General features: G+C 65.4%; 5 protein-coding genes. 3 read left to right on the forward strand and 2 right to left on the reverse strand.

All coding sequences use genetic code 11. The annotated features are described in order from the left end of the window. Nucleotides 1–11 precede the first annotated feature (11 nt). Nucleotides 12–1562 (reverse strand): HNH endonuclease signature motif containing protein, encoded by a 1551-nt coding sequence (locus MJO58_RS08760; RefSeq protein WP_239722607.1) that lies wholly within the window; start codon nucleotides 1560–1562, stop codon nucleotides 12–14. A 136-nt stretch (nucleotides 1563–1698) separates the two neighbouring features. Here MJO58_RS08760 and MJO58_RS08765 point away from each other — a divergent pair, with 136 nt between their 5' ends. From MJO58_RS08765 to MJO58_RS08775, 3 genes are all read left to right on the forward strand, one after another. After that, nucleotides 1699–3351 (forward strand): PfaD family polyunsaturated fatty acid/polyketide biosynthesis protein, encoded by a 1653-nt coding sequence (locus tag MJO58_RS08765; RefSeq protein WP_239722608.1) that lies wholly within the window; start codon nucleotides 1699–1701, stop codon nucleotides 3349–3351. 646 nt (nucleotides 3352–3997) lie between these two features. Then, complete coding sequence (locus MJO58_RS08770; protein WP_239722609.1) at nucleotides 3998–11104, forward strand: type I polyketide synthase; 7107 nt, start codon at nucleotides 3998–4000, stop codon at nucleotides 11102–11104. Between the two features lie 21 nt (nucleotides 11105–11125). Further along, entirely contained in the window at nucleotides 11126–18523 is a 7398-nt protein-coding gene (locus tag MJO58_RS08775) for a beta-ketoacyl synthase N-terminal-like domain-containing protein (protein ID WP_239722610.1), read from the forward strand. Here MJO58_RS08775 and MJO58_RS08780 read toward each other — a convergent pair. Further along, on the reverse strand, nucleotides 18517–19686 hold the full coding sequence (locus tag MJO58_RS08780; RefSeq protein WP_090601132.1) for a permease: 1170 nt from the start codon (nucleotides 19684–19686) through the stop codon (nucleotides 18517–18519). The two genes, MJO58_RS08775 and MJO58_RS08780, sit on opposite strands and share 7 nt — an antisense overlap. Nucleotides 19687–19918: the final 232 nt, after the last annotated feature.

Consider the following 19918-nt stretch of genomic DNA (forward strand, 5'->3'; position numbering starts at 1 on the left):
TGGCCGGGTTATCAGTAGGGCGGGTCGTCCGGCAACGGCGTCATGGCGTCGGGTACCCAATCCGCGGGTAGTTCCTCGGGCTCGCGGGGTTCGTTGATCCAGGTGCAGAACGGGCTGGTGCTTGCTGCGCCCTTGAATGCGAACAGACTGTTGCGCATATGGTTTCGGAACTTGCGCGCGGCGACTTCCTCTTTGCGGGCCTTTTGCCGCCGGTTGTGCATGCGCGCTTGACTGATCCGAGCACGTCGCTGCTTGGACCTATCGCGTCTCACCGGGATCGGCGTGGCACACGCCGGTCCACGCGGCTGAGGGAAAAGATCCGCCCCTGCCGGATACGTCCGGTACACGCGCCCGCTGGGAGAGGTCCAGACGACGGTGCCGTCGCCAAGTTGTGTGTCACGCCATCCGACGTGGAAGGTCTTGAGTCGATGGTGTTGGCGGCAAAGGCATTTGAGATTCTGCGCCACCGTGAGGCCGCCGGCCGTTGGATCCTGGTGGTTGAACGGGATGGTGTGGTCGATATCGCATACCACTGCGGGACGACTACATCCCGGGAAGCGACAGGTCAGATCCCGGCAGCGAACGAAGCGTTCGAGCGCCGCGGATGGCTGGTAGCGCAGCGCCTCCACCGGGGTGGTGAAAGGGTCGGCAACGAGTTGTGCTGCGGCGGAAGCCAATTCACGAACCTGCTCGGCGTCGATGATCCCGTACCCCTCTAGGTAGCCCGGCTCATCGCTGTTGGCATTGACCGTTTGTTCACTGGCGACCACGTTGATGACCACCCGCACACCGCCTGACTCCGGTTCGCCGTCCCCGGCGCCGGCCGCGGCAGGACAGTCCGACTGTTCGCAGCGGCACACCAAGCCGCGCCCCTGCGTCAGCGCGGCCAAGGCATCGGCGCGGCGCTGCTCCATCGTCCGCGGATCGCCGGCGCACACTTGGCCCGCAAGTTGCGAGAGCCGACGATCGAAGGCGGTCGCGGCAGTAGCCTCGACGGTGCCGTAGACGTCCGCCATCCCGTTGTCCAGCGTGCTGATGGCGATATACCGGTCATTCGCGGCCGTCTCGCGCCGTTCACGGGCGGCATCGGGATCAACGGCCCGCACCGTGGCGTCGACGGCATTGACGATGCGTTGTCGTGACCAGCCGTGCCATTTCCCGATCCGGGTGGCCAGTGACCGGTCGACCTCGGCGATCAACCCGTCATCGGTGATCAGGTCGGTACGGCTGATGATCAACCGGACGGTGCGCCAATCGGTGCGCCCCTCCGACAGCAGAGCCGCGAGTTTGGGCAGCCTGGTGTCGAGCGACTCGGCATATGACACCAGATAGCTTGCCGCCATCGGGGACAGGTTCATCGCGGCGGCCACCTCGGCCGCAGTCCGCTCGAACCCGTCGAGCACGGCATAGCCCCGGCGGTCCTCGGCCTGCTTGGTAGCGGCCACTCGGTGTCGAAGTAAAGCTCCCACCGCCGCCATCCGCCGCGCCACCAACATCGACTCCTGCCGCTGGGTGGACTCGATCTCCGTTACCAGATCACAGGGATCGGTTGATTCGAACATACATTCGATAATAGCGAGGTGGCCCGACAACTTTCTGGACGGAGTTGAGATTCCTCAGCCGCACGGGAGCGGTCCATGAGAAGCTTTCGGCTACCGCGGGGGAAACGCGTCAACGCTGTGATGGAAGGACTCGGCAGTGGAAGAGCGACCTACCGCTGTATTAAGCGATCGCACCGAAGCCGCTGCGAGCCCCAGTCTGGGCGGGTGGCGAGCGACGACCGCGCCGGCCGCATTCGCGCCGCAAGATATCGCTCACGTCCTGCAGTACGTGCGCCACCCGGTTCATGTCGTCCGCGAGGACGCCACCGGTCAGCTGGGCCTGGCGATGGGAGGCGAACTGGTCGGCGCCGGTGCGTCCGACATATCTTTGATGGGAACACTGCCCCCGATCTATCCGGAATGGCTCGGCGACCGCGAGTTCTGCGAGTCTCACGGGATCCGCTTCCCCTATGTCACCGGTGCCATGGCCAACGGCATCGCTACCCCTGCACTGGTGGTGGCCATGGCCGAGGCCGGGATGCTGGGCTTCTTTGGCGCGGGCGGCCTCTCGTTCGCCGCCGTCGAACGAGGACTGGCCCAGATTCAGACCAGGCTGGCGGGCAGACCACTTGCCTGGGGCGCCAACCTGATCCACTCACCCAACGAGGTTGCGCTGGAGGGGCGGGTCGCCGAACTGTTCATCGAACGGGGCGTCCGGGTCGTCGAGGCCTCGGCGTTCATGAAGCTGACCCCCGCCGTCGTGCACTACGCCCTGTCGGGCTTGTCGACCGACCCGGCCGGCGCGATCGTCCGCAAAAACCATGTGATGGCCAAGATCTCGCGTCCCGAGGTCGCCCGCATGTTCATGGAGCCCGCGCCCGCGGCCTTGGTTTCGGTGCTCGTCGCGTCCGGCAAGCTGACCCAGCGGGAGGCCGAGCTCGCCCAGCATGTACCGGTGGCCGAAGACATCACGGTCGAGGCCGACAGCGGCGGGCACACCGACAACCGTCCGTTGCCGGCGTTGTTCTCGGAAATCGTGCTGCTGCGCGACAAGCTGGCGCAGCAGCACGGCTTGGCCTGCCGGATCCGCGTGGGTGCCGCCGGGGGTCTTGGTACGCCGCAGTCGGTCGCCGGTGCGTTCGCGATGGGCGCCGCCTATGTGTTGACCGGCTCGGTCAACCAGTCGTGCGTCGAGTCGGGCCTTTCCCCGCACGCCCGCGGCATGCTGGCCAAGGCCGGAGTGGCCGACGTGATGATGGCCCCGGCGTCCGACATGTTCGAGATGGGCGTGAACCTGCAGGTCCTCAAGCGTGGTGCCATGTTCGGCCACCGGGCGAGGAAGCTCTACGAGTGGTACGCCGCCAATCCCGACCTGAGTGCCGTCGTGGACAAGCACGGTGCGGAGCTGGAAAAGATCCTCGGCAAGAGTGTCGGGGAGGTCTGGGCTGAAACACATCAGTACTGGGAGCAGCGCGACCCCGCGGTGCTTGAACTCGCGACCCGAGACTCGAAATATCAGATGGGGCTGGTGTTCCGCTGGTACCTCGGCAAATCGAGCCGGTGGGCGATCGACGGGCAACCGGACCGTGTACTGGACTACCAGATCTGGTGTGGACCCTCGATGGGCGCGTTCAACAGCTGGGTGGCGGGTAGCTACCTGGAGGACCCTGAGCAGCGGAAGGTCGATCAGGTGGCGCTGAATTTGTTGGAGGGCGCTACCCACATCAGTCGGGCCCACCAGGCTCGCAAATGCGGCGTGCCCGTTCCGGCGGATGCGTTCAACTACACGCCGCGCCCGCTTTCTTTGTAGGTGTTTTCGGCCTCCGACAGACAAATACCAGACGCTTTCCCGTGCCGACAAACTGCGCCTGCATTGCGCAATTGTGAGCTGCTGACGTGCGGTTAGCGCGGAGCGATCCGATAATTGCGCGGGCACGATCCGCTTTCTGGGCGCACCGAAGCTGACACGGTTTATTCAGTTCCCGCAGCAGACGGCGAAACGGGGTGAATATCCCATCAATTCCTGTTACTCGCCAGTAACTGCGTACCGACACATATGGGACCGAACGAATTGAACACTGCCGATCACCGTAATGGCGTATCCGGGCGTCTTGGCAAAGCTCGTGGGGGGCGATTACCGGTCCACCGGGCGACGGTCGCCGCGGTGCCGGTGCGCGCGGTCACGTAGAGCCGAAATGGCTCGTCCGACCCACCAGCATCGCTGTGTCACGGTCCGCAGGCAAGCCAGGAAACCGCCGGATCAACGGCCGTCTGATAGACGGTCAAGCGGTATTGACTGTTCGTCAGTACAAGACCCTGCGTTCTGATATGGTCCCGGCGAGCGCTAGGCCTGCCCCGGGGGTGTAGGTCAATGCAGCAAAACCTCGACGATCAGTCTTCGGTGTGCCGCAAGTAAACACTCGATGTTGCTCGTCTAGCCAATGCAAAGGTGATCGATGGCATCAAAACACCCCCCTGTTGCGGTTGTCGGTGTAAGTGCGCTGTTTCCCGGGTCTCCCGAAGCCGAGCGCTTCTGGCGCAACATCATCGGTGGCGTCGACCTGTTCTCCGAGGTCCCCGAGTCGCACTGGCGCATTGACGACTACTACCACCCCGATCCGCATATGCCGGACAAGGTATACGCGCGTCGCGGCGGATTCTTGCCTGATGTCGACTTTTCACCAATGGATTTCGGCATTCCGCCGAACGTTATGCCCGCAACCGATACCGCCCAGCTGCTGGCACTAAGGGTCGCGCACCAAGTATTAGAGGATGCCGCGGGGGGTGATTTTTCTCACATCGACCGCGAGCGGATCAGCGTCATCCTCGGCGCCTCCGGTGGCACGGAGTTGATCACCTATATCAGCGGCCGGCTACACCGGCCGGTCTGGGAGCGAGGACTGCGGGCTGCCGGTCTCTCGGAACCAGAGGTTGCCGCGTTCAGTGAAAGAGTGACGTCGAACTACGCGACTTGGCAGGAGAACACCTTCCCCGGGCTGCTCGGCAACGTAATCGCCGGGCGGATCGCGAACCGCTTCGACCTCGGCGGTACCAACTGCGTCATCGACGCGGCGTGTGCCAGCTCGCTGGCGGCGCTCGAAGCCGGGCTGCACGAGCTGTACCTCGGCGAAGCGGACATGGTGCTCGCCGGCGGAGTCGATGCCTTCAACGACATCTTCATGTACATGTGCTTCGCCAAGGTGACGGCGTTGTCCACCAGTGGTGACTGCCGGCCCTTCTCCGACAAATCCGACGGCACCATGCTGGGCGAAGGGCTGTCCATGTTCGCGCTCAAGCGTCTCGACGACGCCGAGCGCGACGGCGACCGGATCTACGCGGTGATCCGCGGCATCGGCACCTCCTCGGATGGTCGGGCAAAGAGTATCTATGCACCCAGCCCGGCGGGTCAGGCGAAAGCTCTGCGGCGCGCCTACGAGGCCGCGGGCTACGGCCCGGAAACGGTCGGGCTCGTCGAAGCGCACGGCACCGGGACCAAAGCCGGGGACGCCGCCGAGTTCGAGGCGTTGCGGGAGGTCTTCAACGCGTCGGGCCGCGAGGACCGGCAATGGTGCGCACTCGGCTCGGTCAAGTCCCAGATCGGGCACACCAAGGGTGCGGCCGGAGCGGGTGGTCTGTTCAAGGTGGTGATGGCGCTTCACCACAAGGCGTTGCCGCCGACGATCAAGATCGACCGGCCGAACCCCGCCCTCGAGATTGAGCGGTCGCCGTTCTACCTTTCCACCCAGTCCAAGCCATGGATGGCCGACAAGGGCGTCCCGCGGCGCGCGTCGGTCAGCTCGTTCGGCTTCGGCGGCACCAACTTCCACGTCGCCGTCGAGGAGTACACGGGAACCGGGAAGCGTGCGTATCGATTCCGCTCCTGGGATTCCGAACTGGTCGTGCTGGGCGCCCCTTCTTCGGCGGCGCTCTCCGGGCAAGCCGCTGCGCTGTCCGCATCACTGGTCGACAGTGCCGACATGCTCAGCTGGATCGCGCGCAGCACGCAAGCCGCGTACAACGCTGCGCAGCCGCACCGCCTTGCCGTCGTTGCCGACAGTGTTTCGACCTTGCAGACGATGCTCGACGAAGTTGCGGCGAAGCTGCGCGCGGCGGATGTCCCGTCGTCGTTCGCCTCGCCGAAGGGCTACTTCTACTCCGCGCAGCGACCGGGGCCGGTCGCATTGCTATTTCCGGGCCAGGGCAGCCAGTACGTCGGTATGGGCGCCGATCTGCCGCAGCTCCATGAGCCGGCGTTGGCGGCATGGGAATGTGCGCGAGCTGACCGGTTGAACGCTGATCGCGATCTGCACGACGTCGTCTGGCCGAAGACGGCATTCACCGATGACGAGCGCGCCTTGCAGTCGGCCGAGCTGACGAAAACCGAGTGGGCGCAACCGGGCATCGGTGCGCACAGCCTGAGTCTGCTCTCGGTGATTCACTCGCTTGGCATTGCACCCATTGCCGTCGGTGGCCACAGCTTCGGCGAAGTCACTGCGCTGTGTGCCGCAGGAGTTTTCAGCGGCGAGGTCGCCCTGCAAATCGCGCGCAAGCGCGGTGAGCTGATGGCCGAAGCGGCCACTAACAGCGACGGCGCGATGTGTGCGGTGACCGCCCCCGTCGAGGAAGTCCGCCAGCTGATCGGGGAGTGGGGGCTCCCGGTCGTCATCGCGAACCACAATGCTCCCAATCAGGCTGTGCTGTCCGGGAATAGCACCGCCATCGAACACGCGGCACAGCGCTTTGCCGCGGCGGGCATCAACGCGCGACGCCTGGATGTCGCCACCGCATTCCATTCCGACATCGTCAGCCCGGCAGCGGTTCCCTTCGGTTCCTTCCTGGCCGGTGTCGCGTTCGGCACGCCGGCGGTGCCCGTCTACGCCAATGCGACAGCGCAGCCGTATGCCGGTGACGCGCAACAAATGCGGACCACGCTCGCCAACCAGATCGCGCAGCCGGTACGGTTCGTCGAGCAGATTCAGGCAATGTGGCGCGCCGGCGCGCGCACCTTCGTCGAGGTCGGCCCCGGCGGGGTGCTGACAAATCTCGTCGGCAAGTGTCTGGTCGGCGAAGAGCACTCGGCGGTGTCGCTGGATGCCAAGGGCAAGAACGGCATTCGATCGCTGTGGATCGGATTGGCCCAGCTCGTGGCCGCCGGTGTCCCGATGAATTTCGAGGGCCTGTGGGCCGACTATCGCATCGGCGACGATCCGCGCAACCGCGAGAAGCCGAAGCTGACCTTGAAGATCAATGGGTCCAACTATGGAAGGCCGCCAATAAGCGACGAGCCTGTGCGGCGGCCGTTCGATATCGAAACAACTCTCGACCGCAGTGGCCCCAGCAACGGCCACCGGACCGAATCGGAGTCCAAATATATGCCATCTGAATCCATTACCCCGGTGGTCCACGTCAACGGCACGCCAGCCGCGGTCCCGCCGCCGGCGCCGGTTCCGGTCCCCTCGACGGTGATGCCGGCCGCGCCGGCGCTCAACGGTCATGCCGCGAGCAATGGCAACGGTCATGCACCGAGCAATGGGAATGGTCATGGCCACCTCGGTGCATCCGCGACCGCCGTGATCGCTGCGCCCGCGCCAGTGACTTTGGCGGCTCCTCCGCCGGTCGCAGCACCCGTGCTGAGTGCCGAAGCGGTGACGGAGATGATCGCCGCGGTAGGAACGCTGCGGGACGCCTTCGACAATCTGCAACGCGTTTTGCAAGGTCTCGTGGTCCCGGCGGCGGCCGCCCCGCCTGCTCCAAATTTGGCTCCAAATCCGGCTCCAAATCCGGTTATTGCCAACGGAACGCGGTCGGTGCTCGTTGCGCCGGCTGTTCACAACGAGACGACGCCCATGCCTGCGCCTGTTGCTCCTGTGTCTGCGGCGGTGGTGTCGGGTGTGGATGTGGTGGGTGAGATGTTGGCGGTGGTGGCGGATAAGACGGGTTATCCCGTTGAGATGCTTGATTTGTCGATGGCGTTAGAGGCGGATTTGGGTATCGATTCGATTAAGCGGGTGGAGATTTTGTCGGGGGTGCAGGAGCGGGTTCCGGTGTTGCCGGAGGTGGAGACTGCGGCGATGGCGGGGTTGGGGACGTTGCAGGAGATTGTTGATTATTTGCAGTCACTGTTGGCCCCGGTGGCGCCGATGGCTCCGATGGCCCCGTTGGCCCCGGTGGCTGCGCCTGCGCCGGCTGTTCACAACGAGACGACGCCCATGCCTGCGCCTGTTGCTCCTGTGTCTGCGGCGGTGGTGTCGGGTGTGGATGTGGTGGGTGAGATGTTGGCGGTGGTGGCGGATAAGACGGGTTATCCCGTTGAGATGCTTGATTTGTCGATGGCGTTAGAGGCGGATTTGGGTATCGATTCGATTAAGCGGGTGGAGATTTTGTCGGGGGTGCAGGAGCGGGTTCCGGTGTTGCCGGAGGTGGAGACTGCGGCGATGGCGGGGTTGGGGACGTTGCAGGAGATTGTTGATTATTTGCAGTCACTGTTGGCCCCGGTGGCCCCGTTGGCCCCGGTGGCTGTGCCTGCTCCTGTTGCTGTGCCTGCGCCTGTTGTCCCTGTGTCTGCGGCGGTGGTGTCGGGTGTGGATGTGGTGGGTGAGATGTTGGCGGTGGTGGCGGATAAGACGGGTTATCCCGTTGAGATGCTTGATTTGTCGATGGCGTTAGAGGCGGATTTGGGTATCGATTCGATTAAGCGGGTGGAGATTTTGTCGGGGGTGCAGGAGCGGGTTCCGGTGTTGCCGGAGGTGGAGACTGCGGCGATGGCGGGGTTGGGGACGTTGCAGGAGATTGTTGATTATTTGCAGTCACTGTTGGCCCCGGTGGCGCCGATGGCTCCGATGGCCCCGTTGGCCCCGGTGGCTGCGCCTGCGCCGGCTGTTCACAACGAGACGACGCCCATGCCTGCGCCTGTTGCTCCTGTGTCTGCGGCGGTGGTGTCGGGTGTGGATGTGGTGGGTGAGATGTTGGCGGTGGTGGCGGATAAGACGGGTTATCCCGTTGAGATGCTTGATTTGTCGATGGCGTTAGAGGCGGATTTGGGTATCGATTCGATTAAGCGGGTGGAGATTTTGTCGGGGGTGCAGGAGCGGGTTCCGGTGTTGCCGGAGGTGGAGACTGCGGCGATGGCGGGGTTGGGGACGTTGCAGGAGATTGTTGATTATCTGCAGTCACTGTTGGCTCCGATGGCCCCGGTCGCCGACAGTGGCGCCCCACCGATGCATGCCCCACCGCCGGTTCCCGCCATCCCCAACGGCGCCGTGGCGGGTGACCGCCTCCCTTTTGAGTTGGCCGGAGTAGCGATCGCGCGCCACGCCGTGCGCGCAATCGCTACTCCGGCAAGCGGAATGGCGATGCCAGGCCTCTACAGCGCTGCCAACGTGGAGATTGTCGCCACTGCTCCCGGCGTCGGTGAGGCCCTGGCCGCCATCCTTGGCGACCACGGGATCAGCGCCACCACCGTGGCCGAGCCGAGCACCAATGCCGAGGCCGTGATCCACCTCGGCGGGCTGCAGCAGACAACCAGCCGGGAAGACATGCTGGCCCTCAACCGCGCGGTGTTTGCCGATGCACAACGCGTCGCCGCGCGATTTGAAGAGCACGGCGGCGTCTTCGTCACCGTTCAGGACACCGGCGGCACCTTCGGTCTGCTCACCGAGCCAGGCTCGCGCGCATGGGCCGGCGGGATCGGCGCCCTGGCCAAGACAGCCGCGCAAGAATGGCCAACAGCACAAGTCAAGGCCATCGACATCGCGGCCGGACAGCTGGCCCCGATCGCCATCGCCGAGCGCATCGCGCACGAGCTATTGGCGGGCGGCGCCGAACTGGAAGTCGGTCTAGGCAGCACGTACGGACGAGTCACCGTCGTCGCCGACGCGGCGCCGGTCGCTACCCATACCCGTCGCATCGACCAGCGTGACGTCATTGTCGTGTCGGGCGGAGGCCGCGGTGTGACGGCCGCATCGGTGATCGCTCTGGCGGAACAGACACGGGCCGGCTTCGTACTGATCGGACGCACCGAACTCGGCGACGAACCAGCCGCCGCGCAGGGGCTGACTACCGACGCCGAACTCAAGCGAGCATTGCTGACTAGCGCTGCGGCACAAGGACTTAAGCTCACGCCCAAACAGCTTGAGCAACAGGTGCGGCGCATCCTGGCCGATCGTGAAGTGCGCGCCACGCTTGCTGCCATGACCGCTGCCGGCTCGCGGGTCCGCTACGCCACGGCCGACGTGCGCGATGCGTCCCAACTCGGTGCGCTGCTCGATAGCGTGCGCGCGGACCTCGGGCCCATCACCGGGCTGGTCCACGGGGCCGGTGTACTGGCCGATGCGCCGTTGCACAAGAAGACCCTGGATGGATACGACCGCGTCTTCGAGACAAAGGTCGGCGGTCTGTGCGCCCTGCTCGATGCGACAGCCGGCGACGCGCTGAAGCTGGTCTGCCTGTTCTCGTCGGTGGCGGCGCGCAGCGGCAATGTCGGCCAAAGCGACTACGCCATGGCCAACGAAATCCTCAACAAGGTTGCCCTGGCCGAACAGGCCCGCCGCGGTCCTGGCTGCCTCGTCCGCGCATTGGGCTGGGGCCCTTGGGATTCCGGGATGGTGACGCCCGGTCTCAAGGCGATGTTCGAGTCCCGGGGAATTTCTTTGATCCCGCTCGCCGACGGCGCACACGCATTCGTCTCCGACGTGCTGGACGCGCAGACGGCCAGTCCGGAGGTGATCCTCGGAGATGGCGTATTGGCAGGTGTGCCAACCCATCCGGTGCCCGCCGAGGGCCGGGCCGCACGTGTGGTGGCTCATGCCGGTCGCCAGCCGTATCTGCACGATCACCGCATCCAGGGCAACGTGGTCCTGCCGATCGTGCAGGCGCTGGAATGGTTTGTGCGGATGGCGCAGGCATGCCGGCCCGGTCAGCGCGTGGATCGGATTTTCGACCTCCGGGTGCTGCGCGGGGTGACGCTGTCCGACTTCGACCAACGCGGTGACGCACTGCTGGTGCGTTGCGCGTCGATGGACGGTCACCCACATCGACTGGCGTGCACGTTGTCCGACGCTTCCGGATCGACCGCCTATTATTCCGCGACGGTCGAAATGGGCGGGGGCGCAATGGCGGTGCCGACTCTCGCAATCGCGCCGGCCGGCGGCAAGCAGCTGAACCGCGATACCTGCTACACCAACGGTGCACTCTTCCACGGTCCCGCCTTCCAAGTCCTCGAGAGCGTCGACTGCCAGACGTCCTCCGCCACGGCCCCGCTGTACGGGCTGACGGCGGTGGGTTGGGCAGGCGAAGGCTGGGCGACCGATCCGGCCGCGCTCGACGGCTGCCTGCAAGCGGCGCTGGTATGGAGCTTTGAGCAGCTCGGGGCCAAGGTGCTGCCGCTGCGGGTGGGCGAGATCGTGCGGTACCGAGCCGGTGCGCTCGGCGATGGGTTGCGCTGCGTGCTCTCCAACGGCGTGGCAAAGAACAGCCGGGCGGTCTGCGACCTAGACCTCGTCGATGCGGACAATCACGTCGTTGCCAGCATCAAACGACTTGAGATGTACCCCTACGGCAGCTGATCCGAATGCTGCGGAGTCATCTTGAAATTTGAACCCATCGCGATCGTCGGCCAGGGCTGCGTTCTGCCCGGCGGTCTGAGTCCCGACGGGTTGTGGGACACGGTGCGTGCGGGCCGCGACGCCCTCGGCTCGGCGCAGCCCGGCTACTGGGGTGTATCGGCGGAGCATATCCTGCGCGACCCGAAGAACTCCGCCTTCCTGGACCACACCTGGTCGGACCGCGGTGGATACGTGCGTGGGTTCGATCCGGCTCTCGCGACTGGGGGGCTTCTCCTTGACGCCGAGGCTCTCGATGGTCTCGATCCGCTGTACCTGTGGGCCATCGAGGCGGCCCGCCAAGCCATTGAGGGTGCGGGCTGGCGTGCGGGCGAAGTCCCGGGCTCGGCCGGGGTCGTCCTCGGAAACCTGAGCTATCCGACGAAGACGATGACGGATCTGGCCGAAAAAGTCTGGCGCGGAACAACGCACCGGATCGACTGGCGTAATCGGTTCATGTCCGGTCTGCCCGCTCATCTCATCGCGAACGCGCTCGGCCTTACCGGTGGTGCCGCCGCCGTCGACGCCGCGTGCGCCTCATCGCTGTATGCCATCAAGCTCGCCTGCGACCGGCTGCACGACCGCACCGCGGATGTGATGCTGGCCGGAGGTGTCAACGGGGCCAGCGACTTGCTGTTACACGTTGGCTTCAGCGCGCTGCAGGCGCTGAGCCGTTCCGGCAGGTCGCGCCCGTTCCATTCGGAGGCCGACGGTCTGGTGCCGGCCGAGGGCGCGGCGATTCTGGTGCTGCGCAGGCTGGAAGACGCAATCGCCGACGGTAACACCATATTGGGCATCATCAGGGCGGTCGGCCTCAGCAACGACGGCCGCGGCCGCGGTCTGCTGGTGCCCTCCCAGGAGGGGCAGGAACGTGCGATGCGGCTCGCCTACGAGATGGCCGAGCTTGAGCCGCAAGACATCTCCCTGATCGAATGTCATGCCACCGGCACCGCGCGGGGCGATCTGACCGAACTGATGAGCATGGCACGCATTTTCGACGGTATGACCAACGTGCCGATCGGATCGCTGAAATCCAATCTCGGGCACTCCATCACGGCATCGGGCGCTGCCGGAGCCATCAAGGTGCTCGCGGCGATGCGGGCGCGAGTACGGCCGCCGACCCTGCACACCGACGATCCGCTGCCGTATCTCGCTGACTCTCCGTTCCGGCTGCTCACCGAAGCCGAACCCTGGCATTGTGTCGGACCGCGCCGCGCCGCGGTCAACAACTTCGGCTTCGGCGGCAACAACGCCCACCTGCTGCTCGAGGAATGGGCCGAACCCGCTAACAAGCATGTCGCACCGCCGCAATGGCCGGCGACGCCGACCGGAGCCGACGCGGACATCGCGATCGTCGGGCTGGGACTGCTCGTAGGCGATGGACACGAAACCCTCTCGGTAGCTGATCATCTGGCGAAGAACGAACCGATTCCCCATCGCGAGGACAGCGGTGCGGTAAGGGCGCGGATGTCCGAGGTCTGTCTCGATCTTACTCAGACACGTTTCCCCCCAACCGATCTCAAGCAGACCCTGCCGCAACAGATCGCCCTTCTCGGTGCGACGATGAATGTCGGTGATCTGATCAAAGATCTTCCACCGGACACCACGAGCGTTATCGTCGGGATGGGCTGCGACGCCGAGGTGACACGACTCGGGGTGCGTTGGCGGTTGGCCGGCGAGATCGATGACCCGGATTTGCTGGCGACGGCGCGCGACGCGGTGGTGCAAGGGTGGACAGCCGCCGGGGTGGTCGGCGCCATGCCCAACATTGTGGCCAACCGGTTGAACAGTCAGTTCGATCTTCGCGGACCGAGTTTCACGGTATCCCGCGAGGAGCTTTCCGGAACCACGGCACTGGAGATGGCCGCCCGCGCACTGCGGCGCGGTGAGATCGACGCGGCCGTGGTGGGGGCGGTGGACCTCAGCTGCGAACCCGTGCACGAAGCGGCGGCCCGGGAGCTGCTGGGACCCGGCGAGCAGATCCCCGGTGACGCCGCCGTCGTGCTGGTCCTCAAACGCGCCGACGATGCACGCCGTGATGACGACACGGTTCTTGCCAGCCTGTCCGCCGGCCGGCGACCAAACGGCGATTGCCTTCGGTTGGGCACCGCACCCGGCGCAACGAACCTCTCGCCCCTACTCGGCCACGCCCACGCCGCGTCCGGGCTGTTGCACGTCGCCGCCGGTGTGCTCTACGGCTTTCTCGGTATACGTCCCGATGGCACGCAATGGTCCTCGCCGCATCGAGAAGTCGTCATCGCGCTTGACGCGCTGGCTGGCCAGCAGCAGCAGATCGTGCTGGTGGCACCGCCGGTCAATGACGCCAGCGCGCTCGCCGCACACCGCACCGAGACGGGATCCGGGCCGGGGAAGTCGACGTGGCTGCGTTTTCCCGGTCATCTTCCCGACGTTCTGCTACCGGAGAATGTTATCGAAGTTGACCAGGATTCACGGTTGATCACCAGTAAAGGGGAGCAGCGCATGGCAACACACCTCCCGGTTCCCCCTGCTCTGCCCAAGGCCGCGGAGGCATTGGTGCGGGTGCCGCTCGGCGCGGCTCTGGCCGCGCAGACGCCGCCAGAGCCGCTGGCAGTCGCCTACGACATCGACACGCACCCGGCCGGCACGCGGGGGAGCGTCCGCAACGGTTCTGACCACAACGGCTCTGGCCACGACGACTCCACATCCGCCCCCCGCAAGGGTGACACAGCCTCGAAGCCATTGGCGCCCAAAGAGATTGACAAGTTACCCCTTGCCGGTGCGTGCAGGGCGGTTCAGCCGGTTCGGCCCGCAGACAAGCACGTTCCGGCGCCGACGGCCAAGCGGGCCCCGGTTGGTCTCGCGCTCGACAAGGACGGCCTGCGGGTGCACGCGTCGGGGAAGATCTCCGATATCTATGGCCCGGCGTTCACGGTGCAAGACAACTACCTTCGTCAGGTGCGGATGCCGGAACCGCCGCTGCTGCTGGCGGATCGCCTCTTGGGCATCGACGCCGAGCCGGGCCGCAACGGTACCGGAACCCTGTGGACCGAAACCGATGTCACCTCCGATGCGTGGTATCTGGATCAGGGCCGGATGCCCGCGGGCGTCATGATCGAGGCCGGGCAGGCCGACCTGATGCTCATCTCGTGGATGGGCGCCGACTTCGCCAACAAGGGTGATCGGGTGTATCGCCTGCTGGGCTGTGAGGTGACCTACTTGGGCGGCCTACCCGAAATCGGGGACACCTTAAGGTTCGACATCCACGTCGATGGCCACGCCCGTCAGGGCGACATCCGCATCTTCTTCTTTCACTACGACTGCACGATCGACGGTGTCGAGCGCATGTCGATGCGCAACGGCCAGGCCGGATTCTTCTCCGCCGAGGAGCTGGCCGCCTCCGGCGGAATCCTGTGGCGTCCCGAGGACGAGACCGTCGACGGTCCGATGGAACCGATGCCGTCGCAAACATCGCGGACCTCGCTGTCTCGTGCCGACCTGGAGGCAATGGCGGGCGGAGAGATTTGGCGTACGTTTGGTCAGGGCTTCGAACGCGCGGCCAGCCACACTCGCACGCCCAGCATCGGCGGCGGCGACATGTTGTTCGTCGACGAGGTAATCCAGCTGGATCTATCCGGGGGCCCGTGGGAGCGGGGCTACTTGCGGGCGGTCGCACACGTCGATCCCGAAAAGTGGTACTTCGCAGGGCACTTCAAGAACGACCCGTGTATGCCCGGCACGCTGATGTTCGAAGCGACCCTGCAAACCATGGCGATCTACATGACCGCGCTCGGGATGACGCTGGAGTGTGACGGTTGGCGTTTCGAACCCGTGCCTTTCGAGACATACAAGTTGTCGTGCCGAGGGCAGGTCACACCGCAATCGCGCGAACTGGTCTACGAGGTGTTCGTGCGCGAGGTTCTCGCCGGACCGGAGCCGACGCTCTTCGCCGACCTGCTGTGCACCGTCGACGGTTTGCCGGCATTCCACTGCCGCCGGATGGGTCTGAAGCTGTCGCCCGGCTGGCCGATGGATCTGGGTGCCAAGGAGTTGGTCGGATACGTCGAACCCAAACCCGTCGCCGAAGTCGACGGCTTCCGGTTCGACTACCAAGCGATGCTGGCAAGCGCTATCGCCAAGCCGTCCTTGGCGTTCGGCCCACTGTTCGAGAAGTTCGACTCGCACCGCAAGGTGGCCAGGCTGCCCGGCCCGCCTTACCACTTCATGTCCAGGGTCACCGAGCTGGTCGGTGAGATCGGCGTTGTGAAAGCGGGCGCGGAAGTCGTCGTGGAGTACGAAGTGCCCAGTGATGCTTGGTATTTCGCGGTGAACGGGACGCCGACGATGCCCAACGCGGTGCTGATGGAGGTCGCCCTGCAGCCGTGCGGCTGGCTGGCGAGCTACGTCGGCTGCCCGCTGAACAGCGAAAAGGATCTTTACTTCCGCAACCTGGATGGCACGGGCAGACAGCACCGCGAGGTCACGCCGTCGACCGGAACCCTGCGGACCAAAGTCTCGCTGAAGAGCATCGCCAAGGCGGGCGGCACCATCATTGTGACCTTCGACGGTGAGATCCACGCCGACGAGGGGCCCATCTACACCTTCGACACGGTGTTTGGATACTTCGGCGGCGAGGCGTTGCAACAGCAGGTGGGACTCCCGGTCACCGACGAGCAGCGCGCCATCGCGCAGCGCCCATGCGACGCACCGGTCGTCGACCTTTCAATGCGTCCACACGAGTTCTTCGGCCCCGGAGCACGATTGGCCGATCCAATGCTGTTGATGATCGACTGCGTGACGGGACGATGGCCGACCGACGGCGAGGCCGGCCTCGGGCGATGGCGCGCCGTCAAGGACGTCGACCCGGCGGAGTGGTATTTCAAGGCCCACTTCTACCAAGATCCGGTGCAGCCCGGGTCGTTGGGCATCGAAATGATGCTGCAACTCCTGCAATTCGCGATGCTCGACCACGGGCTGGGCAAAGAGGCGGGACCCTCGGCGCGGTTCGAGCCGGTGGCGCTCAACGATGCGATCACCTGGCGCTATCGCGGACAGATCGTGCCGACGAACAAGCAGATCATGGCCGAAGTCGAGATCACCCGCATCGCGCGCGACGAGGGTGATGTTCCGGGCATTCTGGCTGTCGCCGACGCCTCGCTGTGGGTGGACGGCAAACGGATCTACAGCGCGACCAACCTCGGTATGCGCATCACACGCCAGGTGCCGCAAGGACAATCGGAAGCCGGGATCGGCTCGTCGACGACGGCGCCCTCCTCAACCGCCACGGCCACGACGGCGCCGGCCCGGACTGCGCAGGCCACGACGGTGCAGACGACCATCGATCCGGCCACCGACGGCTGGATCACCGACCACTGCCCGACGTATGTCATTCCGTCCCTCCCGATGATGTCGGTGCTGGACCTGTTGGCGCAGGCGGCCGGCCGCGCCGCGGGCACGGCCAAAGTGGTCGAGGTCACCGACTTGCGGATGGTTCGTTGGATCATCGTCGATTCGCCCAAGCAGCTGAGGGTGGTCGTCGAGCCCACTTCGCCCGGACGTTTCGAGGGCCGGCTCGAGGTGTGGCGCAACGCACCGAAAGCGGCGTTGTCGCGCTGGGAAACTCACGCCCACGCCACGATCGTCACCGCGCCGCAGTACACCGGCGCACCGGCAACTCCGGTCGCGCTGACCGGTGCGGTGCCCTTCGCCACCCCGTACGCCACCAGCGCGGTGTTCCACGGGCCCGCATTCGCGACGCTGACGGACGGTGCCCGGATCGGGCGCAACGGGTCGTCGGGGACGCTTGCGGTCGAACTGTGCAAGGTTCCGGCGGGCCTGCAGCAGCCGGGACTCCTCGACGGTGCGTTGCACATCGTTCCGCACGCCGCGATGAGCGTCTGGACCACGGACAATTGTGCGGTCGAGTCGTATGCGGACGCGGCGGACCCGACCGTCGCATTTCCAAGTCGGGTCGTCTGGGCCCGGTTCTACGGTGACGCCCCCACGGCAGGCACGGTGGACGTGGAATCCCGTTTCGTCGGTTTCGACGACGACGATGGCCGCATGCCGGTCATCGATCTGTGGCTGAGCGTCGCGGGCAAGCCGTGGGCCTACATTCGGCTCGTCGAAATCTTGCTGTCCAAGGGACCGCTTGCCCAAGCCGGGGGCCTGAAGCGCCGCGCGTTCCTGGCGCAGCGGCGGGCCGTACCCGCGATGTCGCTGAGCGAGCGGCTCGGTGATGGCGTGGTCATGCTCGATTCGGTCCGCGCGGCAACGCTCGACTGGTTCAAGGGCACCCTGCACGCGGTGTATTGCACCGACAGCCAAGGGGATTCGCTGCTCGTCGACATCGCGTCCAAAGAAGCGGTCGCCGATGCCGCCCACAACGCGATCCACCCCTCGCAGGTTCTCCTCGACGGGGGCCAGGTGAGCTGCCCGGCGCTGCCGCTGGAGCGAATCCGGATCGAGATCGAGCAACCACGCCAGCGGGTGTGCCGCGCCAGCGCGTCGTTGCAGACGGACTGGCGACCGGTGCGCGACTGGTGGGCCGACACGCTCAGGATGCAGCGGGACGGCTTCGCCGATGTGCTCCACGGGGCCCTGTTGTCGCGCTACGTTAGGCACGTCGTCGTCGCGGACCCACGGGCAATGGCGGCGATTCGGGGCCGTCCGGTCCTGCTGCTGGGCAACCACCAGGTGCAGATCGAATCGCTGTTGGGCACCACCATCGCGTCGTGGCTGACCGGCACGCAGGTGGTGCCGATCGCTCACGCCAAACATGAAAACCGTTGGATCGGTGAGCTTTTGCGGCTGCTCGACGCCGTGGCGGGCCGGGAGCTGCGCACCATCCGATACTTCGACCAGCAGAACCCGCAGCAGTTCCTCGACCTCGTTGAAGAGATCAAGAGCGATGTCGAGGCCCGCGGCGTGTCGACGATGGTGCACGCCGACGGAACTCGGCATGTCCATTCCGGTCAGCGCGTCGAGAGGCTGACTTCTACCTTGCTGGATATGGCGATCGAAATGTCGCTGCCGATCGTGCCGGTGTACTTCGCCGGGGGTTTGCCCGAGATTGCGGTGCGCCACAAGCTCGAGGTGCCGTATCGCCAAGCCGCGCAGGACTACATCTTTGGCCGCCCGATCATGCCCGAGGAGCTGAGCGCGTCGCCGTACGCGCACCGGCGACGTCTGGTCATCGACGCCATCAACGATCTCGCTCCGTTCAGTGATGCGCCGAACCCACCAAACCTGGCTGTGGAGAACCGGATTGCCGCCGCCGCCCCCGGTGCGTCACCCCTGGAGTCGGTATGGGCCTGCATCGAGGACGCCCTGGATTCCGTTGAGGCGAATTGGCGCGAGATGATCAGCACTGAGCAATGGACGGCGGCGCTGGCTCGTCAGTGATGGTGACCGTCCGTCGCGGCCGGGGAGCCGCCCATCATCCGCACCATCGGCATTCCCCCGGACGTGACGAATCGGACGATCAGAACCGCCGCCAGGACCAGGAATACGATATTGAGCCAGGTGGTGTAATTCCACGAGATGGACGCTTCCATTACCGTCGCGTTGCGCTCGGCCGGGATGAGGTTCGTTGTGCCGAAGAGCAATTCGACGAGATACCCGGCGGCAACCATCGAGGCGTAGAAAGTGCCGAGCAAGGTCAGCATCATTCTCGTGCCGTAATACTTCCGGTAGATGTTCAAGATCGGCAGGATCACCAGGTCGGCGTAGATGAAGGCGATCACGCCGCCGAAGCTGATGCCGCCGTTCCACAGCACCGCGGCCAACGGCACGTTGCCGATTGAGCACACGAAGGACACCATCGCTACGACCGGCCCGACGATCGGCCCCCACACCGCGGCCCAGCCGGGGTCGTCAGCCAAAAAGAAACCTCGCCAAAAGGTTTCGGGCACCCACGCCGCGATGGCGCCGGCGATCAACAGACCCAGCACCAGGTCCCGCAGGATCGCCAGCCATTCCATGACAAACACGTGCGAAATTGACGTGAAGCCCGCTGCGGAAAACAGGCGCTGGGTAAACGAACCGTCCCTCTTGATGGACATGTCCATGGCGGCATGTCCTTCCATCGATCCGGCGATGCCCCGTTCGGCCTGCTCGCGCGCGGCGTCGACGAGGCGGGACCGGACGAACAGCCGGAACAACACAGCCAGGATGATGATCATCAGCGGACCGCCGACGAACTCGGCGGCGGTGAACTGCCAGCCCATCAGCAGCGCCAGGATGATTCCCAACTCGACCACCAGGTTGGTGGAGCCGATCTCGAACGCCATGGCCGCGGTGAAATGCGCACCCTTGCGAAACAACGACCGGGCCAGCGCGACCGCCGCGTACGAGCACGACGACGATGCCGCGCCCAAGCCGGCCGCTATCGCCAGGGTGCGCGGACGATCGTCGCCCATCAGCGCCACGATCGTCGAGCGCCGCACCACCGCCTGCACCACCGCCGACAGCAGGAAGCCGAGAATCAGCGCCCATAAGATTTCCCAGGTCATCGACCCGGCCAGCGCCAGGGCATGCTCGATTGCTGCTAGCGCCTTGCCTGTCATGGGCCCGCTTCCTCTCCTGTTCCTCTAATGGGCGTTGATCATCGCGGATGCCCCGGCGCCGTGCAGCGACTATTTCGTGCAGCGACTATTTGTGGGACCAGCGTGCCGATCACCGGGCGATATTGGCTGGTCAACGATATCGCCGATTCGCCAACGTGGCCGACAGAGAACGGGTAGGTTCCTCGCCGTGGAGGTGGTCATGACCGCGGGCGCTCGCTCATGTCGGCTCGCG

This window comes from Mycobacterium lentiflavum (assembly GCF_022374895.2).
Classification (GTDB): domain Bacteria; phylum Actinomycetota; class Actinomycetes; order Mycobacteriales; family Mycobacteriaceae; genus Mycobacterium; species Mycobacterium lentiflavum.

What these genes read in the sequence shown, in the direction of transcription:
- MJO58_RS08760 (WP_239722607.1), bottom strand. Translation starts at nt 1,562, where the DNA reads ATGTTCGAATCAACCGATCCCTGTGATCTGGTAACGGAGATCGAGTCC.
- MJO58_RS08770 (WP_239722609.1), top strand. Translation starts at nt 3,998, where the DNA reads ATGGCATCAAAACACCCCCCTGTTGCGGTTGTCGGTGTAAGTGCGCTG.
- MJO58_RS08780 (WP_090601132.1), bottom strand. Translation starts at nt 19,686, where the DNA reads ATGACAGGCAAGGCGCTAGCAGCAATCGAGCATGCCCTGGCGCTGGCC.